Below are 23,960 nucleotides of genomic sequence, written 5' to 3' on the forward strand. Positions count from 1 at the left end.
TCAGCTTTTCTTCAAGGCCTGAAGCCTAGGGGCGCCCTTTGAAAAACTGAAATGACAATAGCGTCATGGCGCATCCGGCAATTCCCCGCCGCAGGCTTGTTGCGGGGCCGTCTTCCACAGGCTAAAGACCTTCACCGTAAGGAGTTTTGACATGACCTGGACGCCTCAGAGCTGGCGCGAAAAAGCCGCCCTGCATATCCCGACGGACTATCCCGACCCGGCGGCGCTGACCGCCGTGGAAAAGGAGCTTTCGAATTATCCGCCGCTGGTGTTTGCAGGCGAGGCCCGGACCCTGCGCCAGTCGCTGGCGCGCGTCGCCCGGGGCGAGGCGTTCCTGCTCCAGGGCGGGGACTGCGCTGAAAGCTTCAAGGAATTCCATCCGAACAACATCCGCGACACCTTCCGCGTGCTGTTGCAGATGGCTGTTGTCATGACCTTCGGTGCGGGCGTGCCGGTCGTCAAAGTCGGCCGTATCGCCGGCCAATACGCCAAGCCCCGCTCCTCGCCGACAGAAACGATTGAAGGCGAGACGCTGCCGAGCTATCGCGGCGATAATATCAACGCCATGGAATTTGAGGCGGGCGCCCGTGCGCCGGACCCGCAGCGCCTGTTGCGCGCCTATGGCCAGGCGGCGGCGACGCTCAATCTTATTCGCGCCTTTGCCTATGGCGGTTACGCCGATCTTAGAAACGTCCAGAAATGGAATCTCGAATTCGTTTCCGGCAATCCGCAGGAAAACCGCTATCGCGAGATTGCGGACAAAATTTCTGAATCCATGACCTTCATGGAAGCGTGCGGCATTAACGGCTCAACCGTCCGCGCCATTCGCGAAGTCGATTTTTACACGAGCCACGAAGCGCTGTTGCTTGGCTATGAGAGCGCCATGACGCGCGTCGATTCCACGACGGATAAATGGTACGACACCTCGGCCCATATGCTCTGGATTGGCGATCGCACGCGCCAACCCGACGGCGCTCATGTGGAGTTCTGCCGAGGGATCGAAAACCCCATCGGGATGAAATGCGGGCCGAGCCTCGATCCGGATGAACTTCTTCGCCTCCTCGATATTCTTAATCCGAATAACGAGGAAGGCCGGATGGTTCTCATCTCCCGCTTCGGCGCCGGAAAAGTCGAAGACGGCTTGCCGCCGCTCGTTCGCGCCGTTCAGCGCGAAGGCCGGAATGTCGTCTGGTCCTGCGATCCTATGCACGGCAATACGGTGAAAGCAGGCTCGGGCTATAAAACCCGGCATGTGGACGCCATCCTGTCCGAAGTCGGATCATTCTTTGATGTTTGCTATGCTGAAGGGGCCAACCCGGGCGGCGTCCATTTCGAAATGACGGGTCAGAACGTCACGGAATGCCTTGGCGGCTCCCGGGAAGTCTCGGAGGCGGACCTTCATTCCCGCTACCACACCCATTGCGACCCACGATTAAACGCAAGCCAATCCCTTGATCTTGCTTTTATTCTCGCTGACCGCTTCAAAGCCCGCCGGGCCGCCGGATAGGTGCAAATAAAACCAGTATTGCTCTTAACACCGCCTGCGAAACAGGTGGAAATATAGTGTGAATGTCCTAAACTCCTTGGGTGCTTTCCTGCGCTGCGACGCAGGTTAGTATCAGGGGATATCGCAGGGTCCGGCTTTTCTCAGGGGGGCTGGTCCCGCCGGTCAACGGGGCGCAACTGGCGGAGCAGTATTTTTGTGACGAAGCGTATCAAAATCGGCGTCGCTGGCGCCGGGGTTTTTGGCGGCTATCACTGCAGCAAAATCGCCGATCTTGATGGCGTTGATCTTTCCTGCGTTTACGATCTCGATCCGGAAAAGGCGCTGACACAGGCGCGCAAGCACAATGTGCCGGCGGAAACCGATTTTGACGCGCTGCTGGATCGTTCTGAAGCCGTTGTTATCGCAGCGCCCGCAATCGCTCACTACGAACTCGCGCTGAAGGCGCTCAACGCAGGCCGGCATGTTTTTGTGGAAAAGCCGGTCGCCCTTGCCCTTGGCGAAGCGGATGAGTTGATTGCACTGGCGAGAACGAAAGGGCTTGTCCTTCAGGTCGGCCATCAGGAACGCTATGTGGCGGAAGCCGTCGGCCTATTCGACCGCAAAAAGCCGCCGGTGAAAATCGACTGCATCCGCCATACAGCCGCCACAGGACGCTGCGAAGATGTATCGGTAGTTCTTGACTTAATGATCCACGACATTGACCTCATCCGGAAGCTTACCGGCGCCGAGATTGAAACCGTTGTCGCCTATGGCGAACGCAACGCCGCCGACGCCGAGCTGACGCTCGACAATGGCACAAGCGTGATGCTGGCGGCGTCACGGCGCGACGGCTCGCCGGAACGGCGAATGACGCTTGTTTATGACGACGGCGTCGTCGAATTCGATTTCATCAACCGCACGGCGGAAAACACGACCCCCTCCCCGCTTCACGCCTGTTTCGACGGCGAACATGCGCCGCTGTCCTTCACCGATCCCCTCGCTTATGGCGCAGCGGCCTTCGCCGCCGCTGTCGCGGCTGGCGATGCGCCGCAGGTCACTGGCATGGACGGACGCCAGGCGCTCGATTGGGCGTTGCGCATCGAAGAGGCGGCCGGAATCGACATCGCATCCAACCAATACAAGACCCCGGAAAGGCGGCGAGCATGAACAGCGTTGTGAACCTCTCCATTGCAGGCAAATCGTCGGTGGGCGATATCGCCTTTATCGACCTGAAGGCCCAGCAGCGGCGCATCCGCCCGGCCATAGAACAACGCCTGCAAACTGTGCTCGATCACGGCCGTTACATTGCCGGACCGGAAATCGATGAGCTTGAAGAAACGCTCGCCGCGCGCTCAGGCGCCTCTACGGTCATCGCCTGCGCCAGCGGCACGGCGGCGTTGATCATTCCGCTCCTCGCCCGCGGGATCGGCCCCGGCGACGCCGTGTTCTGTCCGGCTTTCACCTATAACGCTACGGCGAACGCCATCCTGCTGGCGGGCGCCACGCCTGTTTTCGTCGACATCGACGCCAAGACTTTCAATATCGACCCAAAAGATCTTGATCACCGGATCGCCGCCGTGCGCGCCGAAGGCAAACTTCAGCCACGCGCCGTCATCCCCGTCGACCTTTTCGGTTCGCCTGCGGATTATCGCGCCATCTCGGCCATAGCTGCGCGTGAGGACCTGTTTGTTCTTTCAGACGGCGCGCAGAGCTTCGGCGGCGAACTGGACGGACGCGAAGTCGGCGGCCTCGCCCCGGCGACCGCCACCAGCTTTTTCCCGGGCAAAGCGCTTGGCGCTTATGGCGACGCCGGCGCTATCTTCTCGATGAACAGCCTTGACCGCGAACGCTGGGCCTCAATCCGGTGGCACGGGACTGACGACGCCCGCAAGGAATCGGTGCGCGTCGGCTTCAATGGCCGCATGGACACCTTTCAGGCGACGATCCTGCTTGAAAAGCTTGCGATCTTCGATGACGAACGCGAAGCCCGCCGGCGCATCGCCGCTGATTACGACCAGGCGCTGTCCGATATCGCCCGTCCACAGGCCCAGGTTGACGGCGCGGCGTCCGGATACGGTTATTATTCACTCTGCGTCGATAACCGCGATCAGGTCGTGAAAAAACTGAAGGCCATGGGCGTGCCCACAGCGATTTATTATACGACCCCGCTGCACCTGATGCCGGCTTTTGCAGATTTTGCGCCGGCAAATGGCCTGCCGGCTACGGAGAAAGTCGCTTCAGAAATTTTTGCGCTGCCGATGCATCCTTATCTGACGCCGGATCAAGTGGATTACATCTGTGACGCCGTGCGTCAGGCGACGTCCTAGGTCTGCTTTTCCGAACTCTTGTAGGGCTGATGAATAAAATGCTGCCCGGCTTCCGGCCCCTCATCGATCTGGGCAAGCAGGCGCTCACGATCTGTTACGCGGAACTGCTGGATATAGTCCTCAATCACATGCCCTTCAAAGCCCATGCGCGATAGCGTCTCACGCGCAATCAGGATGCTCGATTCAAGCGTCTCGCGCACGATGACGTCGGGCCCCAGTTTTCTCAATTCAATCTCGTGCATGCGATCATGAGCGACGGCGAGGATGATCACATTGGGGAAGCGTTCGCGCAACGCCGTCACCGCAGCGTTGACCGATTTCGGATCGTCCATGCACAAGATAATCGCACGGGCGTCGGCGGCGCCAGCGGCCTCAAGAATGTCGAGCCTTGATCCATCGCCGTAATAGACCTTGAAGCCGAACCGCTCGGCGTTGCGGATATGGCCGGGATTGCGGTCAATCGCGATGATGTCGACGCCGGAATTTTTGAGCACCTGCGACACAATCTGCCCCATGCGCCCAAATCCTGCGATGATGGTGTGATCGCGGCCGCCTTCAGGCTCTGCGAGACCATCGGCGCTATCCCCGCTTTCACGCATGAGGCGGTTGGCCGCGAAATACATTCCCGGCGTCATCATCATGGAAAGCGTGACAATCGCCGCCATCAGGCTTGCCTGCGCATCGGTGAAAAGGGCGGCGCTGACGCCAAGCGTAAAGACGACAAATGCAAACTCGCCGCCCTGCGACAGGGTCGCCGCGCTTTTCAGCGCCACATCCCGTCCCGCCCGCATCACCCGCGACAGAGCGTAAAGAATTATGGACTTGATCGCGACGAGCCCAACCGCGCCGCCGATCACCAAAAGCCATTCGCGCGCAATGACCCCGAGATCGAGACGCATCCCGATGGAAATGAAAAAGAGGCCCAGCAAGAGCCCGCGAAACGGCTCAATGTCAGTCTCAATCTGATGCTTGAAGGAAGATTCCGCCAACAGCGCACCAGCCAAAAAAGCGCCGAGCGCCATGGAAAGCCCGGCCCAGGCGACGGCGAGCGACACCAACGCAACGACAAAGAGCGCTGTCGCTGCGAACGCCTCGCGCGAGCCCGATGACGCCACCATCCTGAACACGCGATCAAGCCCGAATTTTCCGACGAGAATAACAAGAGCAACGACGCCCGCCGCTTTCAACGCTGCATCAACGCTGTTCTCGCCGCCGCCCGCCCCGGCGACAAAAGGAACGGCGGCAAGCAACGGGATGACGGCCAGATCCTGAAACAGGAGCACCGAAAAGGACTGTCTTCCATAAGCGGTGCTGAGTTCGCCGCGGTCCTTCATCCATTGCAGTGCGAACGCCGTCGACGAGAAAGCAAGTGAAAAGCCTGCGATCGCCGCGGCAGGCGCCGGCATCACTTCCGCAAAGACGAACAGACAAGCGATCACGGCGCCGGTCACGGTCATCTGCGCCGCGCCGAGGCCGAAGATCTGTTTGCGCATGGACCAGAGCCGCGACAGCGACAGCTCAAGCCCGATTACAAAGAGAAAAAGCACAACGCCGAGCTCGGCAATGTGAAAGACGCCTTCAGGTTGATGCAGAAGATTTAAACCAAAAGGCCCGACGGCGACGCCGGCGGCGAGGAAGCCTAGAATAGAGCCAAGCTTTAAACGATTGAAAACAGGAACGGCGACAGCGGCGGCGCCTAGATAAGTTGCAGACTGGATGAGGAAGTCGCTTTCCGTCGCCGCCATAGGTCTTGTCTGTTCCTTTCGCTAAAGAATGCCTTTCAGTTCTTCGAGCCCAAGCGCGAGATTAACATTCTGGATCGCCTGCACCGCCGCGCCTTTGAGGAGATTGTCCTCCGCTGCGACGATGACTGCGTGTCCCCCATCTTCGCTCATGGTGAAACCGCCAATAAGTACGCCTTTGCGGTTCGTTCCATCCTTAAGTTCCGGCGGCGCATTTCGCAAGGCGATGAGCGGCTCGCCCTCATATTTTTCTTCAAAAAGTTTCGCGAGCGCGGCCGACTCCATTTTCTCCGCAAGCGGAATATGCGCCGTGACGACAATGCCTCGAAACGCCGGATGCACATGCGGCGTGAACCGGACTTTCGCGCCGAGATGGCGCGTCGCCTCCCGCTCATGATTATGGCCGGTCAGCGCATAAGGCATCAGATTGTCTTTGAGGCGTTCCTGATCGTTTTTGGGGCTCGGCTTCGTGCCGGCGCCTGAATAGCCGGAAACGCCGAACACCGACGGAACGCCATTCAGCCTGGTCAGGAGCGGCGCAATGGCGAGCTGCATTGCAGTGGCGTAGCAGCCCGGATTGGCGATGCGCTTATGACCGGCAATCTTGTCGCGGTGCAGCTCCGGCAGGCCATAGGCCCAGTCGTCATTGAAGCGGTAATCTGCGGACAGATCGACAATGATCCGGTCCGGCGCATGGTTTTCGATCGCGGCCACATAGTCTGACGCGGCGCCGTCGGGAAGCGCGAGAATGACCACATCTGAGCGGCGCTTGGCGGCCTCTTCGGGACCCAGCGCCTCAAAGACGCACTCGTCCTTATCCTCTGGCGCAATATCGGAAACGGGACGCCCCGCAAACTCCCGGCTTACCGCATAAGCGAGCATCAGCTCCGGATGTCCGGCGATCAGGCGAATGAGCTCGCGGCCTGTATGGCCGCGGGCGCCCACAAGTCCGACTAGAAAAGGCGTGCTCATCTTAATGGTCCCCTATGAAGGAAGGCGGCATGGCGGCGACGCGCTCGACAATGCGCGAAATCCGCGCCCAGTCCTTCTCACCTTTCCAGAAAACAGTCCATTGCCCCGCCTTCACGGAGCCGTCGGCGCTGTCGTGATAGAAGGCGTTAAACCCGTTTGATGTGCGCGAGCGCCAGAAGAAAGCCGGATTGTCCTTCACAAAGCCGCGCCAGACCGTGCGCGACAGGCCTTCACCCCGGGCGTCTTCGACCACCGCGAATTTATCGAGATAGATGAAGTCATCGACCTGGGTGAGAATCGCCCCGGCCCGATAACTCGCCGACATATGCACCTGATGCAGTTTCAACCCATCCCACCAGCCGCCTTTGAGCTTGCGGCCGAAGGCGTTTTCGACCAGCGATTCTGTCCGCTCGCGGTCGAGTTTGTCCTTGTCGGTCTCAAGCTTGATCATCTCCCCCATGCGCACCAGCGTGCCGGACCCGCCATGGGTAAACAATTCGCGGATGAGCCCTGCTGGCGTCGTGATCGAAACCGAGGTCGATAGGGGCGAGGCTTCGAGGAGACGTTTAATCTCCGTCAGCTTCAGCCGCATCCCGCCCTCGACCCAGCTCGCATTCATCAGCTTGTCGAAATCGGAAGCGAGGTTGATGGAGTGCATCACGCTCCCATGCTTGTCGAGCAGCCCGCCGACGCCGGTCAAAAACACGATCTTCATGGGCTGCAATTCAGCCACCAGCGCGCGCGTCGCGGAATCGCCGTTCACATTGACGAGCTGGCCGCCCGGCGCGATGCCAAGGCATGTAAGGATCGGCATAGCGCCCGACCGCACGACGGAGCTGATCAGACCATGGCGAATGGTTTTGGGCTCCCCCACAAAGCCCAATTTGTCCTTGTCGAGATATTCCGCCTCAATGACGCCGGCGATGAGCCCCTCCGCCTCAACGCCTTGCTTCCGCACAGCTTCGACAAGCTTGATGTTCTCGCCGATGAAAACGTCGCGCGCGACATCGAGGGTGTCCGCGTCGGTGACACGCAGCCCGTCGATCTTTTTGGTTTCAACGCCGCGCTCTTTCAAAGCGATGTCGAGCTGCGGTCCGCCGCCATGGAGCACGATCGGCGTCAGCCCAACCGTATGCAGAAAAGCAAGCGCCGACGCCGTCTCCTCAAGCTGCTCATTAAGGATCGCCCCGCCGATCTTGATGACCGCGAAGCGTGACTGATCGACCTCGGAGAAACGCTGGAGATAGGCGCGAATCTCCTTGCCGTCGCTCATGTTCGACAGCAACTGGACAATCGTCTGGCGGGTGAAGGCGGTCTGGGTCATTACTTTCTTAATCTAGCTGTTTTTGGAAAAAATGCCGGCAAATTTCCGTGTTCAATTCGATATAGAAATCGTGGCATGTTCCGATTTTCTAATTCTACGCTTAGCCCATGGAGCATTTTAATTTCGTGTGATTTAGTTCTTCGAACAGATTTTTGGCGCCTAGCGAGACGATGAAGGAAAGCAAAGTAGTTCCAGTTGACCATGCTCATAATGAAATACTCCCCCCAGTTAATCGGCAACCCTCGCACCTGAAAGCCGTCAGCTGATAACATGTCTTCTATTGACTCATACTGATCAAACAATCCTGAAACCGTATATCGCCTTGTTGACCGGCGCCTATCTATTTCAAGCGGAATTATGATCGGCCACAAATGCAGGCATGCGGCAATCAAGGCTTGATGCTTTTCCGGACAGGCTGACATCATCACCCCACGACCGCCTTCATAATCGCCTTCTGCACATGCAGACGGTTTTCCGCTTCTTCATAGGCGATGCAGTTTGCACTATCGAAAACACCGTCAGTCATTTTCACATTCCGCCGCATCGGCAGGCAGTGAGAAACCAGCGCGTTGTTGGTCTTCGCCATCTTGTCTTCATCGACGATGAAATGACGGTACTGATCGCGGATCGGTTTTTCTTCTTCCCAGTTGCCGAAGAAGGGAAGCGCGCCCCAGCTTTTGGCGTAAACGACATCGGCGCCTTTATAGGCTTCCTCAATATCGTGACTCACATGGACATGCCGGCCATTGGCCTTCGCGTCCTGTTCCGCCTGACTCATGAATTTCATATCGAGCAGATATTCCGGTTGCGGGCAAAGCAGCGTCACATCCATCCCGAATTTTGCGGCGATCATCAGCGCGGAATTCGCCACCGCCGTGTTGAGGGGCTTGGGGTGATAGGTCCAGGTGAGGACGAATTTCTTGCCGTCGAGCTGGCCCAGCCGCTCCTGAAGCGCCATCACATGGGCCATCTCCTGACAGGGATGGGTGATGGTCTCCATATTGATCACCGGCACATCGGCGTATTTGGCGAAGGCGTTAAGGATCTTGTCCTTGCGATCCTCCTGCCAATCGACAAATTTCGGGAAAGCGCGGATGCCGATCATGTCGCAATAGCGCGAGAGGACCTTGGCCGCTTCCTTAACATGCTCCTCGGCGTCGCCGTCCATAACGACGCCATCCTCGAATTCCAGCGGCCACATGCCGCCGGACGGAGACAGGACCACCGCATGCCCGCCAAGCTGCTGCGCGCCCACATCAAAGGAGGTCCGGGTCCTCAGGGAGTTGTTGAGGAACAGGAGAGCGACAGTTTTCCCTTTTAAAGCATCGCCATAGGGCGACGTCTTCAGACGTCTCGCCTCGTCGATCATGGCCTGCAGTTCGGGTCGGGACCAGTCAGCGGTATTCAAAAAGTGTTTCATCACGGCTCTTTAGAGCATTATCCCAAAAGGTGGGAACGGGTTTTGCGTAAAATTTCACGGAAGAGTGGAAATTCTGGTCCCAAACCGCGGCTCTCGGCCCCATAAGGGGCGCAACCGACGCGAAGGCCGCAGCAAGAGGCGCTCATGAAGCCAATCCTGACAGTCCAGTATCTGCGCGCCGTCGCTGCGATTTTGGTGGTGATTTACCATCATAACAACGCGATCCGCGAGAGCTTCGGGCCGGTGATGCCGGGTTTCCATGTCGGGGCCTTCGGGGTCGACATCTTCTTTGTCATCAGCGGCTTCATCATGTGGACGATTTCCACGGCGCGGCCGACCAAGCCCGGCGGCTTCATGAAGCGCCGGATCATCCGCATCGCGCCGGTCTATTGGGTCTTCACCCTGATCGCCGCCTTCATTTCCACCGATGGGGGCCTCCGGATCGGCTTCGATCCGGAGATCGGCACGTTCTTGAACTCGCTGTTCTTCATTCCCGACTGGAACCCGAAATATCCGGAGATGGTCGCGCCGATCCTCGTGGTCGGCTGGACCCTCAATCTTGAGATGATGTTCTATGTGCTGTTTTCCGGGGCGCTGTTTCTGCCGCAGCGCCTGCGTCTTGGCGCGCTGCTGGCCGTGCTCGCCGTCATGGGAACGGCGCGGCTATGGATCGATTATGCGGGCAATCCCGCAATCAGCCTTTATTCGCAATCGATTGTGCTCGAATTCGGCTTCGGTGCCCTTCTTGGGTGGGCCTATATGAACGGTCTGGAGAGGCGGATTGGCGGGCGCCATGGCTGGAAAATCGCGCTTGCGTTGTTTTCCGCGGCGCTGGCGGCGCTCGTCATGCGCGAGTCGATGACAGAATCGCGCGCACTGCATTGGGGCGTTCCCGCACTGTTGATCGTCGCGGGGGGCTTGTTTCTTGAGCCCTATGCCCGCTCAAGACCCAGCCGCAGCCTGAAATTTCTGGGTGACGCCTCGTACTCGATCTATCTTTCTCACCTGATGGCGCTGGCGCTCAGCCAGAAATTCATCGGCGCCGCTCTGGGTGCAAGCGCGCCTTATCTCGCCCTGGCCCTCGAAACCCTCTTCGCCATCGGTTTTGGCGCAGTCGCCTATCTCCTGATCGAGCGGCCTGCAACAGAAGCGGCGAGGCGCCTCTGGGCAGGCGACCTCAAGGGCGCTCTGGAGGCCGCAACAGGCTTCAACACCCTCTCCAGAACGGCCGCCAGGCTTGGCTCTATGGGGAAAACGGCCCGCCCCGCCCGCGCCGATTCGCAGGTGACAGTCAGCGGCGAAACAGAATAGTTTCCAATTCCTTAACCGGCAGGCTCAGTGGTGTCTGGCGTCCGGGGATGGTATTTTTGACAACTGGAGCGCGAGGGAGCCTACCCTTTCACTCTCTGGGCGGCGTCCCGGTATTGGCCGGGACCCGAAAATCCGGCGGCGGAAACAAGATGGCGGATGAACAGCAGCATCTGGACGGAGACCGGCTTGCCGCGCGCATCGACGCGCTGAGCCCGCGCCGTCTGGCGGCGCTGACCGGCGCATTTCTGATCGCCCTCGCCGCACTTTTCATTTTCGAGCTCAATGAAAAAGCGCAATTGCGCGAAATCGAAACCCAGCTGCGTCTGGCGCAGGCGGCAAGCGACGGCGCATCAGCACTCAACATTTCCATCATGACCGGCGCGCCCGTGCGCGAGACCATGACAAGCGTCCGGCCTGGCGGCCTCACGGCGCTGTTTCATCTCTCGCCATCAGGCGACATTCTGACAGCCGCCGGCGCCACGGACGTTATCGACATTCCGGCCGGAACCTTGCGCGCCCTCGATATCGATAACGCCAAGGATGCGCGTCTCGATCTTCCCGGCGGCGATGTCGCCGTCGCCTGGCGCCGTCTCGATAATGGCGACGCCTTTCTGGTCGCGGCGCCGGCGCGGGATATGTTCGACCGCTCGCGCGTCTGGATTTTGTTCGCCGTTATTTTCGGCGCCATCACGCTCGCGATCGCCTCCCTGATGGCGGCCTTCATTCGCCAGTCGCGCGCGGCGGCGTCGGCGGCCCACGCCCTGTCGACTCTGACGGAATTCAATGCGGCGCTGACCGGCGGGCGCTGTTCGCCCTGGTTTTATGACCACAAGGACCGCATGGTGCATTTGACCAAGGCGTTTCTTCAGCCGCTTGGTCTTTCAGCCCGCGACCGAAAATTCACCATGCGCGAGATTTCAGCGCTGGTGCATCCACAGGATTTGAGAACGGCGCTCGCCGTTCTCTCAGGCGAACCTTCCGGCGTTTCAGAAGGCGTTGTGCGCGTGCGCGAACCCGGCGGCGGCTGGGCCCGCTCCTATTTCCGCACCTCACCGGAAGCGACCCGTTTCCATCGCGCCGGCGTTGCGTTCGATCTTGCAGGCGCTGCGACGCTGGCGCCGGGCGCAGCCATCGCCGAGACACGCCTTAAAGATGCGATCGAAAGCATCCCTGAGGCCTTCGTTCTCTGGGACGCGCAAGGACGGCTCGCCATCTGGAACAAGCGCTTCGCGGCGATCTTCCGCATTCCCGCAAAAGTGCTGAAGCCGGGGCTGACGCTCGAAGAAGTCGTGACCTGCGCCGGCGTCGCGGGCGATATTCTCTCCACGCATTTCGGGCCCGCCGGAGACAAACAGCAGGAAAATATCGAAGTCGCCCTTCCCGGGTCGCGCTGGGCTCATGTCTCGCGCCGGAAAACGGCTGAAGGCGGATATGTCTGCGTCGCCACCAATGTCACCGATCTCAAACGCCGCGCGTGGGCGCAGAAAAAGAAAGAGCGCGAGCTGCGCGAGACGGTTGAGGATCTGGAAGCCTCCCGCAAGGAGCTTTCCGAAGCCTTGCGCAAATATGAGTATGAGAAATATCGCGCCGAAGAAGCGAGCCGCTCCAAAAGCGAGTTCCTCGCCAATATGAGCCATGAGCTTCGCACGCCCCTGAACGCCATCAATGGTTTCTCCGAGCTGATGCAGTCGGAGCTCTATGGGCCGCTCGGCGATCAGAAATATAAGGAATATGTCTCGGACATTCTTTCCAGCGGGCGTCACCTGCTCGAACTCATCGACGACATTCTCGACATGTCCAAGATCGAGGCCGGGCGCCTGACGCTGGAGCCCAAGCGCATCGAACTGGAAAAAATTCTCAACGAGTCGACGCGCCTTGTCGCAAAACGGGCGCAGGACGCGGGCGTCAAACTCACCGCCTCCGTCGCGCACGCCCCCGCCGTCTGGGCTGATGCGCGCGCAGTGAAACAGGTGGTGTTGAACCTCCTGTCCAACGCTTTGAAATTCACGCCCAAGGGCGGTGAAGTCACGCTCACCGCCGAGGCCGATCTCGACGGCGTGACAGTGATTGTCGCCGACTCCGGCTCCGGCATCGACCGCGCCAAACTCACAAAACTCGGGGCGCCGTTCGAGCTGACCGAAAGCCATTTCTCGCGTTCAGGCTCGGGCTCCGGCATCGGCCTTGCGCTCTCGAAATCGCTGATGGACATGCAGGGCGGCATCCTCGCCCTCGCCTCGCAGCCGGGCAAAGGCACGGTCGCCTGCGCCACCTTCCCGCGGCGCAAGGAAGCGAAAGTCCGCCTGCCGCAATTCATCCGCAAGGAAGCCCATGTTCTGACCGGCCGCGAAACGCAGGCGCCCGTGCCGGTCGTCGCCACACAGGCGGCGGAGTAAAACTCCACACAAGTTGAAATAGATTGTCCTGAAATTTTAATGTCCGGCTTTACGCCGCGTTACTTTCAGCACGCGAAAATTGCGCGCCCATCATAAAGGCGGCGCCCATGCGCGTTGATATCGACAGCCAGGATATTCTGAACGCCCTCACGGATACGCGGAAGAAATTCGACCGCACCACAGTGGGGCTGATCGTTTCGCTCAGTCTTCTGGGGGGGCTTTTCTGCGCCGCCGGGTTTGGGCTCTGGCGCGCTGTTACAGAGATTTTGAACCTCATGCCGGAAGCGTCGCTGAATGGCGGCCTTCAGGCCTTTAACGCCCATCCCGCGCCGTTTTATCTGTTCTCCGCCAGCGCATCCTTCGCCATCGCCGCCATCCTGACGGCTGTCGCCATTTTCAAGGCCCGGCGCAAGCGCGCCGCCGCCCACAAGGAAGAAGCGCTGAACAACACGCTCATGAGCGGGCGGTTCGATTTCATTTTTTCCGCTGAAAAGCTGACCATTACGGGCCCGCTGGCGGTGAAGAAAATCAGCTGGCAGAACATCACCGGGATCGAAAAGCGCAAATCCACCATCGTTTTTCACCGCAAGGATGGCGGCTTCGATTTCATCCCGAAAAACGTCGTTCCGAATGACAATTTCTATGACCTGATGATGGTCAAGCACGGGCCCCTGCTCAACAAGCCTTGCCCTTACGAAGAAGCGCACCTCGCCAAGCCTCTAAGCGTCACCTATGAGGCGGCGCGCGGCGATCTCGACGATTACTACGCGCAATATTTCAAGAAACGCGACGGCAAGCTTTATTTCCTCCGTCAGCTTTGCGGGTGGAAACCCTGGGCGCCGTTCCTGTTCCTGACCTTCGCGGCGCTCGCTGTCGCGTGCGGGTTTATCGCCTTTCAGACTTACAGCCTCATTCAGGCGGGAATCGCCATTGCCGCCGCACTCGCCGCCGGCGCCGTCTTCGTGATGAACAGCAGCTATTTCCGCGGACCCGCCCATCCTTTCCGTAAAAACGCCGCCTGGCCTTATGCGCAGACTGACCTGACAACAGTCAGCCTTTCAAATGACGGCGTCTTTCACGCGCGCAACGGCGCGGCCGATGTGATCAAATGGGGCGCCTTCAGCGGCTATATGGAATCAAAACGCTTCGGCTATCTGGTCGTGGCGCCGAAACAGGTCATTGCGCTGCCCAAGCGCGCCTATCTCAACAAGGCGCATTTCGAAGATTTCACCCTCTACGCCAAACGCAGCATCACACTCGCCAAGAAACAAAAGAGCGATGCTGAGCGCGGACGGATGATGCGCTCTCTTGAGAGCAAAGGCGCAACGGCGAACCAGCTACACCTGCCCGCGCCGACAGCGGAAACCGCAGCCAAGCGCCGCCCGGCGGCGGCCGCGCCTGAAAAACCCGCCGGTCCCTCGCCCAGAGCCGCGCCCGCGCAAATCAAACCGGCGCCGGCTCCGGTTGCGGCGCCACGAAAAGCTCCAGCAGCGCAAAAACCAGCGCCAGCGAAACCGGTGCAACAGCTTCCAGCGCCGGCGAAACCCGCACCGCAACAATCCGAATCCGCAAAGAAAGAACCAGTGAAGGCGCCTGTCCCCAAAAAGGCCGCCGCCAAACGCCCTGCGCCCAAACCAGACTCTCAAACGCAGGCGATCCTGGCCTCCGCGTTAAAAAAAGCAGCGCAGCTGGAAGCTAAAGCGAAAGCTGCGGCATCAGCCGACATCCCCGAGGCCAACGTGCCGGAACCCGAAAAGAAACGCGCCGCAGAATAACTCAGAGGTCACGCAACATGGCGATGGCCCGCCGCGCCGTACGCGGTATCGATGTTTGCGCCGCACCCTTGCGCAAGTCTGCCAGCTTGTCCGCATCGAGCCATTTGCCGCCGATCATCACCGCCGATGGGTTTTCAACGAAGCTGACATCTTCCAGAGGGTCGCCCTCTACGAGAATCATATTGGCGCGATAGCCGGGCGCAATCACGCCTGTCTTTTCGAACCCCAGAACCTCACCGGCATTCACGGTTGCGGTTTGCAGCGCTTCATAAGGGGTCAGCCCGGCCTTCACCAACAACTCCAACTCGCGCGTCATGGCCGAGCCCGGGATGTTCGTAAAAATACCGGCGTCCGTGCCGGCGACCAGCGTAACGCCGGCGTCGTGTAACACCTTCGTCGCTTTCAGATAAAACGCCGCGCGCGGCGTCTCACGCGGCGTCGGATCCATCGCACTCCAGAAATCATAGATTCCCTGATCCAGCATCTTGTATAGTGGGTTGATGGTATCCGTTCCGGGGCGGTTCAGATATTCCCCCCGTGAGTTCGCCACGCGCACCAGATTGTCATGAGCGATCAGCGTTGGCGTCACCGCCTCACCCGACATTGCGATCTTTTCTGCAAGATCGCGCATTGCGATGTCGTCAAGCTCATCGCGCAGCCCGTGCCAGACAATCGATTCCACATGCTCGATGGTTGTAAAGCCACGGCCCAGCGACGCCTCGAATGGAATGTCAAACGGTTTGTCATAAGGCACGCCGTCTTCACGCACGCCTTCAGGCGTATGACCTGAAACGCTCATACCGCGCGCCGCCGCCTCTTCCATCACGGCGTCATAGGCGTCGCTATAGAGGTTGGAATAAACTTTCAGCGCGCGATAGCCCGCTTCATCTTGTTTCGCCACCGCCGCCCGCGCTTCTTGCGCTGTGGCGACAATTTGATGATTGTCCTGCTGGTTATGGCCGGGACTGTTCAGGATCGGCCCTGTCGTAATAAAATCCGGACCGAGAATGCGCCCGTCTTCGATACGCTGTTGAAGCGGCAGGTGAAACGGCATGCCCGACATATTGCGGACGCCCGTCACGCCATGGACGAGATAGCCGGCAAGCTCCGCCTCGTCCCAGACATGGACATGCGCATCGACAAGCCCCGGCATAAGCGTTTTGCCGCCGCCGTCGATGTGGATGACTTCTTCCGCCTTCAGATCATCAGGCACTATGATCGTGCCGGTGTCCCCGGCCGCTGCGATCACGCCGTCAACAACCAATACGGATTGCGCGTCCACGGCCTGCGCGGCGCCGGGCGCCATGGAAACGACGCGCACATTGTCGATCTGGATGGCGCGCGGCGCATCCTGCATGGGCGCCAGCGCACGTGGATAACCGGTCGCAGAAACGCCGAGCCAAATCGCCGCAATAACAAGCAAAACGCCAAGCGCCGTCAGGCCCCGCCGCACATTCATTGTTTTTCCTTCCCTGTGGGGACTGCCCCAGCCCCGCTTTTTCGCGGAAATTCCATGTAGGTACGATTACCTGCCTTGTGAAGGTGGCGCCATAACTAACAGCAACTGCGCCGCATTTCCGAAGCAACCGTCCATGCGCTAAGCACGACGGGAAAACAGGGAGAAACATCATGGCCAAGGTCGTCGGCGGCATCGCCACTTCGCACACGCCCACCATCTCGTTCGCACAAGACGCCGGGAAACAAAACGATCCGGTTTGGGCGCCGATTTTCAAGGGCTATGAGCCGGTTCAGGACTGGCTCGCCGATACGAAACCTGATGTCCTGTTCTACATCTACAACGACCACATGACGTCGTTTTTCATCGACCATTATTCCCATTTCGCGCTCGGCGTCGGCGATCAGTTTCTATCCGCGGATGAAGGTGGCGGCCCCCGTGACCTGCCGCCGATCAAGGGCGATCCGGCGCTCGCTGAACATATCGCCAAAGGTCTCGTCGCGGACGAGTTCGATATTTCGACATTCCAGAATAAGGGCCTCGATCACGGCTGTTTCTCGCCGCTGTCGCTGTTGCTGCCGCATGAAAAGGAATGGCCGCTAAAACTCATTCCGTTCCAGATCGGCGTGTTGCAGTTTCCGGCGCCGACCATGCGCCGCTGCTACAAGATCGGCCGGGCGATCCGCCGCGCGATTGAGCATTATCCTGAAGACATTACCGTGGCGATCGCAGGCACCGGCGGTCTTTCGCACCAGGTCCATGGCGAGCGCTGCGGCTTCAACAATACGCCCTGGGACATGGAGTTCATGGAGCGTCTCGAAAAAGACCCGGAAGGCCTTCTCGACATGACTCATGCGGAGCTCGCCGAACTTGGCGGGCTTGAAGGCGCGGAGGTCGTCATGTGGATGATCATGCGCGGCGCGCTGTCCAAGAAAGTCGAAACGACCCACAAGGCCTACTACCTGCCATCCATGTGCGCGATCGCCAATATGGTCATCGAGGAACGTTCGGACGAAAAACCGGAAGAGTCTGATGAAGCGTATCTAAAGCGCATCAATCATCAGGTCGCCGGCGTTGAAAAGCTGGACGGCACCTACCCCTTCACCATCGGTCGCGGCGTCAAGGCTTTCCGGCTCAACAACTATCTCCACAGCCTTGTGGAACCGTCGCACCGCAAGCTGTTCCTTGAAGACCCGGAAAAGAGCTTCGAGGAAGCGGGCCTTACTGAAGAGGAAAAGAGCCTCGTGCGCGACCGCAACTGGCGCGGCCTCATCCATTACGGCGTCATTTTCTTTATGCTTGAAAAGCTCGGCGCCGTTGTCGGTACCTCTAACCTTCACATCTACGCGGCCATGCGCGGCGAAACGCTGGAAGATTTCCAGAAAACCCGCAATGCACAGATCATGTACTCCGTGGCGGGCACAGATAAAGGCAAGACCGACTGGGATAAAGAACCGGCGAAGTAGGTTGCCGGTCTAGTCTTCCGGCGGAGGCGGAGGCGCATTTTCGTCGCCTGGCGGCGGTCCTCGACGGTCGTCGCGACGTTCTTTCCAGCGCTTGCGCCGCTCCGCCCGGCGTTCATTCGCCGTATCGATAAGACGTTTGCGTTCGTCCGCCGGCAGGCTTTCAAAAGCGCTCATAAACGCTTTGTTGAACGCGTCGCGCTGGCTCTCTTGGACGGCGTCGATCTCATCAAGTTTCGCCAGGATCGCAGCTTCGTCCCAATCTTCGGCGCTCATCAACTCGCCAAGTTCGCGGCGAAGGCCGCCCATTTCCCGATGGCTTTGGCGCATGACAGGAAGCTGTTCCCGGAACGCGCCGCGAAAACGCTCGCGCAACTCTGGCGACAATTCTTCCGCATAGCGCATGATTTTAAACGGATCCTCAAATCCGCCGCGCGGACCATGCTTGACGTCGTGATGCTGCGGCGGTTGGCCTGCAATCATGCGGCCGGACACATGACCGAGCGCAAAAATATTGACGGCGAGCGACACGAACAAAAGCGCGGCGAGCCCGATGATTACTCCGCGTCCCATGAAAGACCTCCGTCGTCGCTGATCTCGCCAAGAGTGAGATCGTCCATGTAAGCGAGCGCTTCATATTCCGGCGTCAGCGCATCCTGAGCAGACGCGCTCATCACGCCGGACGCCATGCCGAGAGCGCCGACGCCTGCCAGCGCGCCGGCGGGCGCAAGCCGCATAACCGGCGCAAGGCCGCGCAGAAAGTCAAACAGACCGGCAGGCGCTTTCGGGGCCGCATAGTCCGCCACAACGCGGTTCACCAGATCATCGCTCATGCGCGGCGCAGTCGCCGCATTCAAAAATCCGTCCAGCGCACGCGCCTCCGCCAGGATCGCCGCGGCTTCATTCGTCTCGAGAAGGTCGGCGAACTCTGCACGACGCTCCGCCGGCCAGCGCGCCGGATCTCCGCCGAAAGCATCGGCGCAAAAATGCAGCGCATCGAGCCGTTCAGTTGATATGGGTGTCATGTTCATCATCCATCTTCCCCATCAAATGCTCCCGCATGGGCGCAAGGCTTGTTCGCAAGGCGCGCCGTCCCCGCGCCAAAAGCGATTCCAGCGCATCAACGCTGACATTCATAATTTCGGCCGCTTCGATATTGCTCAGTTCCTGATAATGGCAGAGCGTAATCGCCAGCTTTTGCCGCTCGGGCAATCTTTCAAGCGCTTCGTCGATCGCAAAGCGGCGTTCGGCGGCGAAAATCGCCTGGTCCTGCCGCTCAGCGTTGTCGGCGCGTTCAGGAGCCGCATCCTCCGGCGCCTCGCGCTTGGTTTTGCGCAACTGATCGAGGCAGTAATTCATGGCGACGCGGTAAAGCCAGGTTTCGAATTTCGCGCCTTGCGGTTTCCACTTCGCAGCATTGCGCCACAGCCGCAAAAATGTCTCCTGCACCGCATCTTCGGCGGCGGCCTTAGAGCCCAGCATGCGATAACTGGCGGCGTAGATCATGCGCGTATGCCTTTCCACTAGCTGCGCAGCCGCGGCTCTGTCGCCGAGACCTGCGCGCCGCACCAGCGCTTCATCGCTATCCGTTTCCTGCTTCAACAAAGCGCCGGTCTGGTTTGTCCGGCGCCGCGCACCCCAGCGAGCGCAGCGCCGAAAAGTTTAAGACGACTAGTCTTTTTTGCCGCGACGGCCGTGATGACCGCGGCGTTGACGTTGTTCGTCTTCACTGAGGACGCCATTGCCGTCTTTGTCCATCTTATCGAAGCGCTCCTGCGCCGCGTTGAGATATTCCGTTTTGTCGACAACGCCGTCGCCATTTTTATCGGGATTGCGCTTTTCGCGCCATTCGGCTCGCTTGGCCTCATGAAACGCTTTCATCTCGTCCTTGGTGACGGCGCCGTCGCCATCGGCGTCAGCGTCTTCGATGAACTGCGCGTGTTTTTCGGACATTTCATCCGCCGTCAAAACGCCGTCGCCATTAACATCCATGCGGTCCCAGTGGCCGCTCCAGCGGCCTTCCCCGCCTGGGCCCTTGCCTTCGCCCGCAAACGCGCTTGCCGCGATGAGCGCCGCGCCAGCTGCTGCGATGGAGCCAATCATGATCTTCTTCATAGTAGGGGTTCCCTTTCCAGGTTTCGCCTTCCAGCACCCCTTTAACGCCTCAGCGCCGGAAATCCGTCGCGAGCCCCTGCGTATAGCCCTGTTCGTCGGCGAACGCCTTGGCGAGGGCGCTTTCGACTGTCTCCAGACGGGCCGCCGAAAGCCGCGCGGACGCCGTATCTGGAGCTGAAATTTCATAAGCATTTCCAGCACTTGCCGCATCCATATCAGCCAGCGCGATAACTCTTTTTCGGGCTGGCGACCAGGCGCAGCTCGTGATCCGGCCCTGGGGCTTGCCGTCACAGAAAACCGCCGCGCCGGGGGACGCTTCTTCGGCGTCGATAGCAAAGGCCCTGAGGCGCCGGCGCGGCTTGCCGGCCATCTCTCGCAGAGCCCGGCGGCCATTGAACCAGCCCCGGTCCAGGGGAGCGAGATGGGCGAGACCAAGCTCTTCCGGCGTTCGCGGGCTCGCCCCCGCCCGGCCCGCCGGCGTGAAATCGAGCCCGGGCCGCGGGGCGCCGGCTTCAAGCCGCAAAATTTCGAACGCATCAAGGCCAATGGGCGCGCCCGCACCGCGGCGGATGATCCGCTCCCAGATGGTCAGGGCTTCTTCCTTCGGAAAGATCAGCTCGACGCCCGGCATGGTGCCGAACTGGATCGGCCGCGCCGCGGTTTCAACGCCGCGTAAGACGCCTGAGGCCGCTGTGGTTTCGTTCACCGATTTCAGGCCCGCCGCAGAAAGGACGCCAGCCGTTTGCGGTCCGAACACACCAAGCGCGGCGACATCGGCGGAAATATCATTCGCCTCCACCGTCATACCGCGCGAGGCGAGCGCGATATGGCGCGCATGCGGGGCCGGCAATGTGAGAAGAAACAAGTCTTCCGATAGGCGCGAGACCTCGGCAAGATCGATAACAAAGCCCGCATCGTTGAGCATCAGGCCGCGCGCGCTTTCCCCGACATTCAGATTCACCGCCGGCGCTGTCGTCAACCGGCCCAAAAATTCCCCGGCCTCAGCGCCGCGCACGGCGTAGCGCGCAAGGGGACCGAGATCGGCGAGCGCGGCGCCGGATTTCGCCGTTTCATATTCACTCGACACGGAAGAATAAACGCGCGCCGCCGTCCAGCCATTGATGGTGGTCCAGAGATTCGCCTCACTCTCAGCGGCCACCGCAGCAAAAAGCGGCGTCGGACGCGGCGCATCGGTGAAGAAATCTTCCGCAGGAAAAATCATGCCGCCCCCTTTTTATAGGCGCGCAAAGCCGCCTTGGCGGCGGCGCGGCCGGCGGCGCAGGAAAGCCCGGCGCCGATCTGCGCTTCCGGACCGCAGAAATAAAAGCCGCTGATGCGCGGCCCGCCGGTGACAGCAGCGGCGAGCGCCCATTGCTGCAAGACATCCGGCTTTGCGGCGTAGGCGGCCATATGCGCATCGGCAGCGGCGGCGTCATCATTTGTCAGGCGCAGATCCTCAACCTCGATGCGCCCGGAAAATCCAGCGGCGAACATTTCGATGGAATCGAGAATGGCGGAGCGGATCGCCTCGCGCCGGTCTGCATCGGGCGCTTCGTCAAACGGCAAAGGATGCGCCATCACCGACATGACCTGGCGTTTGTCGAGCGCGGCGCCTTCATCGAGGGCGGTTGGGAAGACCGCTTCGACGATGACGCGTTCGGGAACCCGGCCTGCGCGCGCATCCATAAACGCTTTCGACAGCGCTTCAGGCGACGGCGCGTAAACGAGCCGTCGCATCATGTTTTTGCGCGTCGCTTCATCCTGGGCCACGCCTTTCAGAATGATCTGCATCCGCGCCGACGCAATCTCGGGACGCCGTGCCGTCAGGATGCGCTGCAACCCGATATCAATGACGCCGGGTCCGATCATGTCCTGAAAAACTTTTCGGGCGTCAATCGCCGCCAGGACAATCGGCGCACGCAACTGTCCGCCATCATCCATCACAACGCCGGCGACGCGGTCGCCTTCAATCAGGATTGATTTCACCGGCGCAGCGGCGCGCATATCGACTTTCGCCCCTTGCGCCGCCCGGCGCAGCGCATCGATGATTGAGACGGCGCCGCCTTTGGCATAGGCGGCCGCGCCTTGAAGGCCCGCGGCCTCTCCGGCGTAGCGGCGCAACAGCGACATAAAGCTGAACGGTTCATGGGGGGCGGCGGCGGACCGGAACGAGGTTTCCGCAAGCAGCAATGTTCTTAACTGGCTGTCTTCAAAACGCGCGCGCAAAATATCTTCGGCCGTCGCATAGAGATAGCGCTGAATGCGCGCAGCCATTTCCGGCGGCGCCTGGCCCACTGCTTTTTCAAGGGCGCGCTGCTTGTCGCCGCCGGGGCCCTTATACCCCCCACCATGAAACGCCGGTCGCAAAAAGGCGGCGGTTTCAAGAACGTCGCCCATGAACGCCTCCAGCGCCTCACGGTCGCTGTCATCGTCGAGATTGAGAAGCGCCGCCTGCGTCAGGTCTCCGTCAAAGCGCAACACGCCGCCATTTTCAAAAAAATAGGTCGTGTCGAGACGACGGGCCGCGAATTCAACGCCGTAGCGATAAAGGTCGAGTTCGGAAATGACATCGGGATCGAGCACCGTGATCAGATGTTCGCCGTCAATGCCGGTGACGCCCGGGGCGATTTCGCGCGCGGCGATGCGCCCGCCCAGCTCAGGCCCCGCGCCCACCAGCACAGTGCGCAGCCCGGCCTTGCCGAGATAGGCGCTCGCCGCAAGACCATCAGCGCCGGCGCCGATAACAACGGCGTCGATGCCGCCTTCAATGCGGTTGCCGCCTTTATTCTCACCGTTCTGGTCAAGAGGATTAGTCATCGCCGGCCATCACCTGATCAATGAGCTTCACCGCCGCGCTGATCGCGTTGTGACGGTGGGGCTGAATGATGACCCGCCCGCAATTGGCGAAAGGCGATGCGCCCGAAGGCGGCGCCGACAATTCGGTTTCAGTGCGCCGGATGAGCGAGGCGAAGCCCGGCATACGGCTCGACAACCGGTCCTTGATGATTGACGCCGCCGCTTGGCGGTCCTGCCCGGTCCAGGCGCGCCATTCGCCGTCTTCGAAAAAAGCGGCGGGAAGATAGGCCGAGCGCGCAATCACCTCGCCATTGCCGGCGAATTCAAACTCCACGGGTATCTCATCGCAAAGCCGGCCTTGAAGCGCCGCATTGCGCGCAGCCTGAATGTCGCCGCCATCGTCAATCACCTGAAAGATGGCGCCAGGATTATTCAAGGGCGCCTCGATCGTATCATTGAGTTTGAACCGCACGGTGAAATCCGCATGGGCGCCTTCACTCAACATGCCTGACCCTTGGGCGCTGCGTCCGTCGCTGACGCCCCATTGACGCGCGGCCGCCGGCGTCGCGAAAAAAAGATGCTTCACTTTGATCTTGTCATCGCCATCAAAAGAGATTTGCGAAAATTTGCCATTGGCGATGACGTCCACAGGTTTCTTGTGGGTCGTTTCAACGCCCATATCCTGACAAACCTGTTCAAGGACAGCGCGCAATGCGACGCCGCCCTTGGGTGCGCGCACCCGCCAGGAGTCGGCGTCGAGAAATTCTGCAAGGGCCTGCGCCGAACCCGCTTCCCGGTCGCCGCGCCCGCCAGCGCCGAGCGCATGAGCGCCAAGATGGCTGCGCAGACGCTCATCGGAAAAATAATCGTCGAGAATATCCCCGCACGATCCAAACAACCGCGCCGCCTGTTCAAGGCGCGCCGGGTCCGCCAGCAAAGCGGCAAACGCCTTTATATCCGGCGCTCCGGGCTTTTCGTATCCTGCAGGCGCATATGGCGGCGCGCCGGCGAGCAAGGTCATATCCTCAACAAAGTCGCGCCATAAAAGATGATCGGGCGAGCCTTTTTCCGCCAGTTCCTCGGCGGTTTCGCGCGCATTCGCATAGGTGGCCACAGGCGCGCCTTCCTTGAGCAGCGTCACACGCGCGCTAACCGGCTCAAGGGTCAGATCGTAGTCCTGAAGATCGAGACGGCGCCAGACGAAATTGGCGATCGCCGGCGATGCGGCGGCGGCGCGCTTTTTTCTGTCCGCAGACGTCAGCAGCGCGACGCGGGCATGCGCCTTCGCCGCCGCAGCAGCTGCGGCGAGGCTCGGCTCGTCATCGCCGATCACCAGAAAATCAAACTGTCCGTTCATTCTGCGCGGACCTTCTTCCCCGT

18 protein-coding genes and 1 pseudogene are annotated in these 23,960 nt (G+C 60.2%); 7 read left to right on the forward strand and 12 right to left on the reverse strand.

All coding sequences use genetic code 11. From position 1 onward, the window contains the following. Positions 1–151: 151 nt before the first annotated feature. From ACFC5L_RS14380 to ACFC5L_RS14390, 3 genes are all read left to right on the forward strand, one after another. A complete protein-coding gene (locus ACFC5L_RS14380; RefSeq protein ID WP_375203680.1) occupies positions 152–1,507 on the forward strand; it encodes a class II 3-deoxy-7-phosphoheptulonate synthase in 1,356 nt (451 codons plus the stop codon). Positions 1,508–1,702: 195 nt separating this feature from the next. Beyond that, positions 1,703–2,653, forward strand: a complete 951-nt coding sequence (locus ACFC5L_RS14385) for a Gfo/Idh/MocA family protein (protein WP_375203679.1) — start codon at positions 1,703–1,705, stop codon at positions 2,651–2,653. Further along, complete coding sequence (locus tag ACFC5L_RS14390) at positions 2,650–3,813, forward strand: DegT/DnrJ/EryC1/StrS family aminotransferase (protein WP_375203678.1); 1,164 nt, start codon at positions 2,650–2,652, stop codon at positions 3,811–3,813. The genes ACFC5L_RS14385 and ACFC5L_RS14390 overlap by 4 nt, the downstream gene beginning before the upstream one ends. Here the strand turns inward: ACFC5L_RS14390 and ACFC5L_RS14395 are convergent. The 4 genes from ACFC5L_RS14395 to ACFC5L_RS14410 all read right to left on the reverse strand — a co-directional run bounded on the left by ACFC5L_RS14395 (position 3,810) and on the right by ACFC5L_RS14410 (position 9,271). Further along, a complete protein-coding gene (locus tag ACFC5L_RS14395; RefSeq protein ID WP_375203677.1) occupies positions 3,810–5,558 on the reverse strand; it encodes a monovalent cation:proton antiporter-2 (CPA2) family protein in 1,749 nt (582 codons plus the stop codon). The two genes, ACFC5L_RS14390 and ACFC5L_RS14395, sit on opposite strands and share 4 nt — an antisense overlap. Positions 5,559–5,579: 21 nt before the next feature. Beyond that, a complete protein-coding gene (gene argC, locus ACFC5L_RS14400) occupies positions 5,580–6,527 on the reverse strand; it encodes an N-acetyl-gamma-glutamyl-phosphate reductase (protein ID WP_375203676.1) in 948 nt (315 codons plus the stop codon). Between the two features lies 1 nt (position 6,528). Further along, on the reverse strand, positions 6,529–7,851 hold the full coding sequence (locus tag ACFC5L_RS14405; protein WP_375203675.1) for an acetylglutamate kinase: 1,323 nt from the start codon (positions 7,849–7,851) through the stop codon (positions 6,529–6,531). 424 nt (positions 7,852–8,275) lie between these two features. After that, positions 8,276–9,271, reverse strand: coding sequence for an N-acetylornithine carbamoyltransferase (locus tag ACFC5L_RS14410; RefSeq protein ID WP_375203674.1), 996 nt, complete (start codon positions 9,269–9,271; stop codon positions 8,276–8,278). Between the two features lie 144 nt (positions 9,272–9,415). Between ACFC5L_RS14410 and ACFC5L_RS14415 the strand changes: the two genes are divergently transcribed. The 3 genes from ACFC5L_RS14415 (at position 9,416) to ACFC5L_RS14425 (ending at position 14,750) form a co-directional block, all read left to right on the forward strand. Further along, the gene (locus tag ACFC5L_RS14415) at positions 9,416–10,582 is read left to right on the forward strand and encodes an acyltransferase family protein (protein ID WP_375203673.1); all 1,167 of its coding nucleotides are present in this window, start codon (positions 9,416–9,418) and stop codon (positions 10,580–10,582) included. A 149-nt stretch (positions 10,583–10,731) separates the two neighbouring features. Beyond that, on the forward strand, positions 10,732–12,975 hold the full coding sequence (locus ACFC5L_RS14420; RefSeq protein ID WP_375203672.1) for a sensor histidine kinase: 2,244 nt from the start codon (positions 10,732–10,734) through the stop codon (positions 12,973–12,975). 107 nt (positions 12,976–13,082) lie between these two features. Continuing rightward, positions 13,083–14,750, forward strand: a complete 1,668-nt coding sequence (locus ACFC5L_RS14425) for a hypothetical protein (protein WP_375203671.1) — start codon at positions 13,083–13,085, stop codon at positions 14,748–14,750. A gap of 1 nt (position 14,751) precedes the next feature. On the opposite strand, the gene ACFC5L_RS14430 is transcribed toward ACFC5L_RS14425, so the two are convergent. Further along, the gene (locus ACFC5L_RS14430) at positions 14,752–16,209 is read right to left on the reverse strand and encodes an amidohydrolase family protein (protein ID WP_375203670.1); all 1,458 of its coding nucleotides are present in this window, start codon (positions 16,207–16,209) and stop codon (positions 14,752–14,754) included. 170 nt (positions 16,210–16,379) lie between these two features. On the opposite strand from ACFC5L_RS14430, the gene ACFC5L_RS14435 reads away from it, so the two are divergent. Next, on the forward strand, positions 16,380–17,672 hold the full coding sequence (locus tag ACFC5L_RS14435) for a gallate dioxygenase (protein WP_375203669.1): 1,293 nt from the start codon (positions 16,380–16,382) through the stop codon (positions 17,670–17,672). A gap of 9 nt (positions 17,673–17,681) precedes the next feature. Here the strand turns inward: ACFC5L_RS14435 and ACFC5L_RS14440 are convergent, their stop codons facing one another. The 7 genes and pseudogenes from ACFC5L_RS14440 to ACFC5L_RS14470 form a co-directional block, all read right to left on the reverse strand. Continuing rightward, positions 17,682–18,242: a periplasmic heavy metal sensor gene (locus ACFC5L_RS14440; protein ID WP_375203668.1), complete on the reverse strand. Its 561-nt coding sequence runs from the start codon at positions 18,240–18,242 to the stop codon at positions 17,682–17,684. Continuing rightward, on the reverse strand, positions 18,227–18,694 hold the full coding sequence (locus ACFC5L_RS14445; protein WP_375203667.1) for a hypothetical protein: 468 nt from the start codon (positions 18,692–18,694) through the stop codon (positions 18,227–18,229). Before ACFC5L_RS14445 ends, ACFC5L_RS14440 begins: the two co-directional genes overlap by 16 nt. Beyond that, positions 18,675–19,295: pseudogene (locus tag ACFC5L_RS14450) on the reverse strand (RNA polymerase sigma factor); the annotation flags it as partial. The gene ACFC5L_RS14445 and the pseudogene ACFC5L_RS14450, both read right to left, overlap by 20 nt. Positions 19,296–19,340: 45 nt before the next feature. Then, the gene (locus ACFC5L_RS14455; protein ID WP_375203666.1) at positions 19,341–19,784 is read right to left on the reverse strand and encodes an EF-hand domain-containing protein; all 444 of its coding nucleotides are present in this window, start codon (positions 19,782–19,784) and stop codon (positions 19,341–19,343) included. A gap of 49 nt (positions 19,785–19,833) precedes the next feature. Further along, the gene (locus ACFC5L_RS14460) at positions 19,834–21,006 is read right to left on the reverse strand and encodes a glycine cleavage T C-terminal barrel domain-containing protein (protein ID WP_375203665.1); all 1,173 of its coding nucleotides are present in this window, start codon (positions 21,004–21,006) and stop codon (positions 19,834–19,836) included. Then, positions 21,003–22,601: a phytoene desaturase family protein gene (locus ACFC5L_RS14465; RefSeq protein WP_375203664.1), complete on the reverse strand. Its 1,599-nt coding sequence runs from the start codon at positions 22,599–22,601 to the stop codon at positions 21,003–21,005. Before ACFC5L_RS14465 ends, ACFC5L_RS14460 begins: the two co-directional genes overlap by 4 nt. After that, positions 22,594–23,937 (reverse strand): hypothetical protein, encoded by a 1,344-nt coding sequence (locus ACFC5L_RS14470; RefSeq protein WP_375203663.1) that lies wholly within the window; start codon positions 23,935–23,937, stop codon positions 22,594–22,596. Before ACFC5L_RS14470 ends, ACFC5L_RS14465 begins: the two co-directional genes overlap by 8 nt. Positions 23,938–23,960: the final 23 nt, after the last annotated feature.

It is taken from the genome of Hyphococcus sp., assembly GCF_041986965.1.
In the GTDB taxonomy this organism is placed as follows: Bacteria; Pseudomonadota; Alphaproteobacteria; order Caulobacterales; family Parvularculaceae; genus Hyphococcus.